Source organism: Mycobacterium sp. E787 (genome assembly GCF_001668725.1).
Lineage (GTDB): Bacteria > Actinomycetota > Actinomycetes > Mycobacteriales > Mycobacteriaceae > Mycobacterium.
The window spans coordinates 352,171-359,648 of the sequence record NZ_LZKL01000064.1; the positions used below are offsets into that span (position 1 = coordinate 352,171).

The 7,478-nt window shown below is 68.1% G+C and carries 6 protein-coding genes and 2 pseudogenes; 4 read left to right on the forward strand and 4 right to left on the reverse strand.

The window, feature by feature from the left end; genetic code table 11:
* The first annotated feature begins 5 nt into the window (after positions 1-5).
* Entirely contained in the window at positions 6-2,201 is a 2,196-nt protein-coding gene (glgB, locus tag A5705_RS14940; protein ID WP_068278322.1) for a 1,4-alpha-glucan branching protein GlgB, read from the forward strand.
* Positions 2,202-2,364: 163 nt separating this feature from the next.
* Positions 2,365-3,126: pseudogene (locus A5705_RS28985) on the forward strand (PE family protein); the annotation flags it as partial.
* Positions 3,127-3,149: 23 nt separating this feature from the next.
* Here the strand turns inward: A5705_RS28985 and A5705_RS14950 are convergent.
* Entirely contained in the window at positions 3,150-4,061 is a 912-nt protein-coding gene (locus A5705_RS14950) for a co-chaperone YbbN (protein ID WP_068278326.1), read from the reverse strand.
* Positions 4,062-4,185: 124 nt separating this feature from the next.
* Complete coding sequence (locus tag A5705_RS14955; protein WP_067875800.1) at positions 4,186-5,367, reverse strand: acetyl-CoA C-acetyltransferase; 1,182 nt, start codon at positions 5,365-5,367, stop codon at positions 4,186-4,188.
* A gap of 78 nt (positions 5,368-5,445) precedes the next feature.
* Between A5705_RS14955 and mce the strand changes: the two genes are divergently transcribed.
* A complete protein-coding gene (mce, locus tag A5705_RS14960) occupies positions 5,446-5,904 on the forward strand; it encodes a methylmalonyl-CoA epimerase (protein ID WP_108637400.1) in 459 nt (152 codons plus the stop codon).
* Between the two features lie 10 nt (positions 5,905-5,914).
* Here the strand turns inward: mce and A5705_RS14965 are convergent, their stop codons facing one another.
* Positions 5,915-6,208 (reverse strand): hypothetical protein, encoded by a 294-nt coding sequence (locus tag A5705_RS14965; protein ID WP_068278328.1) that lies wholly within the window; start codon positions 6,206-6,208, stop codon positions 5,915-5,917.
* Between the two features lie 23 nt (positions 6,209-6,231).
* The gene (nucS, locus tag A5705_RS14970; protein ID WP_067875790.1) at positions 6,232-6,903 is read right to left on the reverse strand and encodes an endonuclease NucS; all 672 of its coding nucleotides are present in this window, start codon (positions 6,901-6,903) and stop codon (positions 6,232-6,234) included.
* A gap of 45 nt (positions 6,904-6,948) precedes the next feature.
* On the opposite strand from nucS, the pseudogene A5705_RS14975 reads away from it, so the two are divergent.
* Positions 6,949-7,478, forward strand: a pseudogene (locus A5705_RS14975) (hypothetical protein); the annotation flags it as partial.

Here is a 7,478-nt window from a genome sequence, read left to right on the forward strand (position 1 = left end):
GGGCTGTGAGCCGTACCGATGAACTCGCCGGATTAGATCTGGCACCCGACCCAGCCGACTTGGCGCGCCTGGTGGCGGGCGCGCATTACAACCCGCACGGCATCCTGGGGGCCCACGAGTACGGCGACCACACCGTCATCCGCGCGCTGAGACCGCACGCGCGGGAAGTCGTGGCGCTCGTGGGTGAGGATCGGTTCCCGTTGCAGCACATCGATTCCGGCCTGTTCGCCGTGGCGCTGCCGTTCGTCAACCTCATCGACTACCGGCTGGAGGTGACCTACGAGGGTGCCGACCCGTTCGTCGTGGCCGACGCCTACCGCTTCCTGCCTACCCTGGGCGAAGTCGACCTCCATCTGTTCGGCGAGGGCCGCCACGAGCGGCTCTGGGAAGTCCTCGGGGCGCACCCGCGCTCGTTCACCACCGCCGACGGCGTGGTCAACGGGGTGTCGTTCGCCGTGTGGGCGCCCAACGCCAAGGGTGTCAGCCTGATCGGCGAGTTCAACGGCTGGACCGGCAACGAGGCGCCCATGCGGGTCCTGGGCTCCTCCGGGGTGTGGGAATTGTTCTGGCCCGACTTTCCCTTGCACGGCCTCTACAAGTTCCGCGTGCACGGCGCCGACGGCGTGGTGACCGAGCGGGCCGATCCGATGGCATTCGCCACGGAGGTGCCGCCGCACACCGCGTCCAAGGTGACGCGCAGCGAGTACACGTGGGAGGACGCCGACTGGATGAACCGGCGCGCGCAGCGCAACCCGGTGTTCGAGCCGATGAGCACCTACGAGGTGCACCTGGGCTCCTGGCGTCCCGGCCTGAGCTACCGCCAGCTCGCCCGTGAGCTGACGGATTATGTTGTGGAACAAGGGTTTACCCACGTTGAGCTGCTGCCCGTCGCCGAGCACCCGTTCGCCGGCTCGTGGGGTTACCAGGTCACGTCGTATTACGCGCCGACGTCGCGATTCGGCACGCCGGACGAATTCCGGGCGCTGGTCGACGCGCTACATCAGGCCGGCATCGGCGTGATCGTGGACTGGGTTCCGGCGCACTTCCCCAAGGACGCCTGGGCGCTCGGCCGATTCGACGGCACCCCGCTCTACGAGCACGCCGACCCCAAGCGCGGCGAGCAACTCGACTGGGGTACTTACGTCTTCGACTTCGGCCGCGCGGAGGTGCGCAACTTCCTGGTGGCCAACGCGCTGTACTGGCTCGAGGAGTTCCACATCGACGGCCTGCGCGTGGACGCGGTCGCCTCCATGCTCTACCTGGACTACTCGCGGCCCGAGGGCGGCTGGACCCCGAACGTCTACGGGGGGCGCGAGAACCTGGAGGCGGTGCAGTTCCTCCAGGAGATGAACGCCACCGCGCACAAGGCCGCGCCCGGCATCGTCACGGTCGCCGAGGAGTCGACGTCGTGGCCCGGCGTCACGCGGCCGACGAACCTTGGCGGCCTTGGCTTCTCGATGAAGTGGAACATGGGCTGGATGCACGACACGCTCGACTACATCAGCCGCGACCCGATCTACCGCAGCTACCACCATCACGAGATGACGTTCTCGATGCTGTACGCGTTCAGCGAGAACTACGTGCTGCCGATCAGTCACGACGAGGTGGTGCACGGCAAGGGGACCCTGTGGGGACGGATGCCGGGCAACAACCACGTCAAGGCCGCGGGCCTACGCAGCCTGCTCGCCTATCAATGGGCGCACCCGGGCAAGCAGTTGTTATTCATGGGACAGGAATTCGGTCAGCGCGCCGAGTGGTCCGAGCAGGGCGGGTTGGATTGGTGGCAGCTCGACGAACAAGGCTTTTCCAACGGCGTTTTACGCTTCGTGCGCGACATCAACGAGATTTACCGCAGCCGTCCGGCGCTGTGGAGCCAAGACACCATTCCCGACGGCTATTCCTGGATCGACGCCAACGACTCCGCCAACAACGTGCTGAGTTTCCTCCGATACGGAAACGACGGCTCGGTGATGGCCTGCGTATTCAATTTCGCGGGTTCGGAGCACAGCGGCTACCGCCTCGGCCTGCCCTGCGCCGGCCGCTGGCGCGAGGTGCTGAACACCGACGCGACCATTTATAACGGCTCGGGAATCGGCAACATGGGCGGCGTCGACGCCACCGAAGACCCGTGGCACGGCCGCCCGGCCTCGGCCGTTATGGTCCTGCCGCCCACGTCGGCGTTGTGGCTCGAACCCGAATAGTCAAACGACCGGCGGTGCTTATACCGGGTGCACTGCAATAAGTAAAGCAGCATTTAATTGCTGGCCCAGTAATGCGCAGCTACTTTCCCAGTTTCGCTAAGTCTGGATATGATCCACTCTCCAGGTGTCATCGCTAACTCGCCGTACTCGCTGGGAGGCATGCATGTCGTTCGTGTTCGCGGCACCAGAAATGGTTTCGGGGGCGGCGTCGGATTTGGCGAATATCGGCTCGACCATTAGCGCGGCAAGCGCGACGGCGGCGGCGCCGACGACGGGAATGGTCGCCTCGGCCGCCGACGAGGTGTCGGCGAGCGTGGCGGCGCTTCTCTCGGCCCACGCCGCGGAGTACCAGGCGATCAGTGCGCAGGCGGAGGCCTTTCATTCGCAGTTCGTCCAGGCCCTCGCAGCGGGTGCGACGTCGTACGCCGCCACCGATGCCGCCAATGCGTCACCGTTGCAAGCGTTGGAGCAGCAGTTGCTCGGTGCGCTGAACGCGCCCACCCAGCTACTCCTGGGCCGCCCGCTGATCGGCAACGGCGCCGACGGGGCGCCGGGCACCGGGGCGCCGGGCGGCGCCGGCGGAACCCTGATCGGCAACGGCGGGGCCGGCGCCCCCGGGCAGCCGGGCGGCAAGGGCGGGAGCGCGGGGCTCTTCGGCATCGGCGGGGCGGGCGGTGCCGGCGGCGTGTTGTGGGGGGCCGGCGGTATCGGTGGGACCGGCCGTCTCGGCGGTGCAACCGGTGGCTTACGGGACGCCAGGCGTGGCGGAGGACTGTTCGGCGCCGGCGGGGCCGGCGGTAATTCCGTGCTCATCGGCAACACCGCTGCCGGTGGGGCCGGCGCGGCGGGCGGCAACGCCGTGCCGCTCGGCGACGGCGGCAACGGCGGCACGGGCGGCCTGCTCGGCCTGGCCGGAACGAACGGGATGTCGGCCCAGTAAGGGCCGACTCAGTACAGCGCGTTGGCGAGGTTGCGCCGGCCGGCGACGACCTCGGGATCCGCGGGATCGAAGAGCTCGAACAGCTCGATCAGTCGGGTGCGCACCCGGGTGCGCTCATCGCCGGATGTGCTGCGCACCAACGCGATCAGGCGCTCGAACGCCGCGCTCACGTCCTGATTGAGTATTTGCACGTCGGCGGCCGCGAAGGCGGCCTCGATGTCGCCCGGCGCGGCGTCGGCGATCGCGACGGCATCGGGGCGTTGTGCCGTTGCGCGCGTGAGGAATTCGATCTGCCGGATCGCACCCTTGGCCTCGGCGCTGGCCGGGTTGGCGTCCAGGATCGCCTGATACGACGCTTTGGCGGCGTCGAAGTCGCCGTCCTCGAGTTGCTGGCGCGCCCGAGCCAGTTCGGGATCCAGTTCCGCTTGTCCGGAACCGGTTGCGCCCCTGAGCTTTCCGGCCGTCGCCGACAACAGCGAGTCCACCCATCTGCGCAACTGGTCGGGCGGCTGGACGCCCTGGAAGCTGGACAGCGGCTGCCCGGCGGCCAACGCCACGACGGTGGGGACCGCGTCGACGCCGAAGATCTGGGCCACCCTTGGCGTCACGTCGACGTTGACCGTCGCCAGCGCCCAGGTGCCGCCGTCCTCGGCGGCCATGCCGGAGAGCGTCTCGAGGAGCTGGACGCACGCGTCACTGCGCGGCGACCACAACAAGACCACGACCGGCACCTCGTCGGACCGGACGATCACCTGCTCTTCGAAATTGGCCTCGGTGACCTCCGTGCCACCTGGCGTCGCGGGCGCCGCGGCGCCCGCCGGGCCGGAGGCGGAAGCGTTCTGTTGGGCTCGCTGCTTGAGCCCGGAGAGGTCGACCGCACCGGCCAGTGCGGGCCCGATCGAGGGTCGCGGACGCGTCACGCCGTCAAGTTTGTCATGCGCTGCGATGACCGAGCCACCCGGTCGCGCCTGCGCTCATCGGGCGTTATGACCAAGATCACAAACTTTTCCGCGCGGCGGATGCCAGCAACGCCAGCAAAGGTGCCTAACCGGCCCGCAGGATCAGGGCGTCGCCCTGACCGCCGGCCCCGCACAGGGCCGCGACGCCGTAGCCGGACCCGCGCCGCGCCAGCTCCAGCGCCACGTGCAGGGTGATTCTGGCGCCCGACATGCCGATCGGATGACCGACCGCGATGGCACCGCCATTGACGTTGACGATCTCCGGGTCGACACCCAGTTCGCGGGTCGAGGCCAAGGCCACCGCCGCAAACGCTTCGTTGATCTCCACGACGTCGAGCTGGTCGACGGAGATGCCCTCGCGGCCGAGCGCCTTCTTGATGGCGTTGGCCGGCTGGGACTGCAGCGTCGAATCGGGCCCGGCCACAACGCCGTGCGCGCCGATCTCGGCCAGCCAGGAAAGCCCGAGCTCCTGCGCTTTCGCCTTGTTCATCACCACGACCGCCGCCGCGCCGTCGGAAATCTGCGACGCCGAACCGGCGGTGATGGTGCCGTCGCGGCGAAAGGCGGGCTTGAGCCCGGCCAGGGACTCCGCGGTCGTGTTGGCGCGGATCCCCTCGTCCTCGGCGAACTGCAGCGGATCACCCTTGCGCTGCGGGATGTTGACCGGCACCACCTCGTCGGTGAAGACGCCGTCCTTCCACGCTGCGGCCGCCTTCTGGTGGGACCGTGCGGCAAACTCGTCCTGCTCCTGGCGGGTGAACTTGTCGAGGTCGTTGCGCTGCTCGGTGAGCGCGCCCATCGGTTGGTCGGTGAACACGTCGTGCAGCCCGTCGTAGGCCATATGGTCGAGCACCGTCACGTCGCCATACTTGTAGCCCGCCCGGCTGTCCATCAGCAGGTGGGGCGCCCTGGTCATGGACTCCTGGCCGCCGGCCACCACCACGTCGAACTCCCCGGCGCGAATGAGCTGGTCAGCCAGGGCGATGGAGTCGATGCCGGACAGGCACATCTTGTTGATGGTCAGTGCCGGAACGTCCCATCCGATGCCCGCCGCGACCGCCGCCTGACGCGCGGGCATCTGGCCGGCGCCGGCCGTCAACACCTGGCCCATGATCACGTACTCGACCGCCGACGCCGGGACCCTCGCCTTCTCCAGCGCCCCGGCGATCGCGATGGCGCCCAGATCGCTGGCCGAGAAATCCTTCAGCGAACCCATCAGCTTCCCGATGGGCGTTCGCGCCCCAGCAACTATCACCGACGTCGTCATGAGAACCTCCTGAGCGTGCCCGGACGGCCGATTCGGCATCCTGGAGAAGCGCAATCTTTGCCGTCAGGTTACCGTTACGTGATGACGACCGATCAAGTTGACGCCCGTCACCTCCTGGCCACCTCGTTGGTGACCGGCCTCGATCACGTCGGCATCGCGGTCGCCGACCTGGACGCCGCCATCACCTGGTACCACGACCACCTCGGCATGATCCTGGTGCACGAGGAAGTCAACGATGACCAGGGCATCCGCGAGGCGATGCTGGCCGTCCCCGGGACCACCGCGCAGCTGCAGCTGATGGCCCCGCTCGACGACTCGTCGACGATCGCGAAGTTCATGGAGAAGCGCGGACCGGGCATCCAACAGATGGCCGTTCGGGTCAGCGATCTGGACGCCATCTGCGAGCAGCTGCATGAGCAGGGTGTGCGACTCGTCTACGAGGCGCCCCGCCGCGGCACAGCTAACTCTCGGATCAACTTCATCCATCCCAAGGACGCCGGCGGGGTCCTGATCGAGCTGGTCGAGCCGGCCTCCTAGCGGCTCGCCTTTACGACCACTTGCGGGTCGGGCCGCGGGTGGCACGGTTGGCCCAGCACGGGGTGTGCCAATGCCGCCGGTCATCGGTTCCCTGCGGGGATTCGGTCGGCCACACCACCAGATGTGCGGTGCCGGAAGGGATTTCGTGATCGCAACCCGGGCAGCGATAGGTCTTGACCGCGCGGGCCGCAGCGACCGGTCGCACCTCGTATTCGTAGCCGTCGGGTCCGGTCTCGACCCGGCACGGGATCGGCGCCAGGGGTGCCGGCCGCTGCCGGCGTGGCGGTGGGCGGCGCCGAGGCATGCCCCGCAGTCTAGTTGGGCACGTCAGAACAACCGGTATTCGTCGCTGTCCATGCCGCGCATCTGATCGTAATCCAGTGTGACGCAGCGGATCCCGCGGTCGGTGGCCAGCGTGCGCGCTTGCGGTTTGATCTGCTGGGCGGCGAAGACGCCCTTGACCGGCGCCAGCACGCTGTCGCGGTTGAGCAACTCGAGGTAGCGGGTGAGCTGCTCCACGCCGTCGATCTCCCCGCGCCGCTTGATTTCCACCGCGACCGAGCCGCCGCTTTCGTCGCGGCAGAGCAGATCGACGGGCCCGATCGCGGTCATGTACTCGCGACGGACCAACGTGTACCCCTCGCCCAGCAGCTGGACGTGCTCGGCGAGCAACGCCTGCAGGTGGGCCTCGACGCCGTCCTTCACCAGGCCCGGGTCGACGCCCAGATCGTGGCTGGAGTCGTGTTCGATCTCCTCGACGGTGATGCGCAGCTGCTCGCCGGCCTTGTTCTCCACCACCCAGAGCGGCACCTGTCCGGCGTCCTCCTCGGTCAGCCAGCAGGGCGGGCTCATCCAGTTCAGCGGCTTGTAGGCGCGGTCGTCGGCGTGCACGCTGACCGACCCGTCGGCCTTGAACAGCAGCAGTCGCCGCGCGGAAGGTAGGTGTGCGGTGAGCCGGCCGACGTAGTCGACGGTGCATTGGGCGATGACGAGGCGCACCCGACTCACCTTAGAGCTTGGGCGACAAATTAGGCTTGCGCCACCATGTCGGCCAAAAAGAGCATGGCACAACGTATCGGCCGGGTGCTCGAGCGGATTACCCGCCAGAGCGGCCGGCTACCGGAAACGCCTGCGTACGGGTCGCTGCTCCTCGGGCGGGTGACGGAAAGCCAGCGGCGGCGGCGCATCCGCATCCAGATCATCATGACCGTGCTGGTGCTGGGTGCGAACCTCATCGGTATCGCCGCGGTAATGCTGATCGTGACGGTGGCGGTTCCGGAACCCAGCGTGTTCGACGACGCGCCGGCGTGGCTCACGTTCGGAGTCGTGCCGGCCTACATCGCGCTGGCTTTGGCGCTGGGCACGTATTGGATCACCCGCCAGACCGTGATCGCCCTGCGCTGGGCGATCGACGAGCGCATGCCGACCCGCGACGACGAGCGCAACACCTTTCTGGCCCCGTGGCGGATCGCCGCCTACGACCTCATCCTCTGGGGCGTCGGGACGATCGTGCTGACGACCCTCTACGGCCTGATCAACACGATGTTCATCCCGCGGTTCATCGTCGCGGTGGG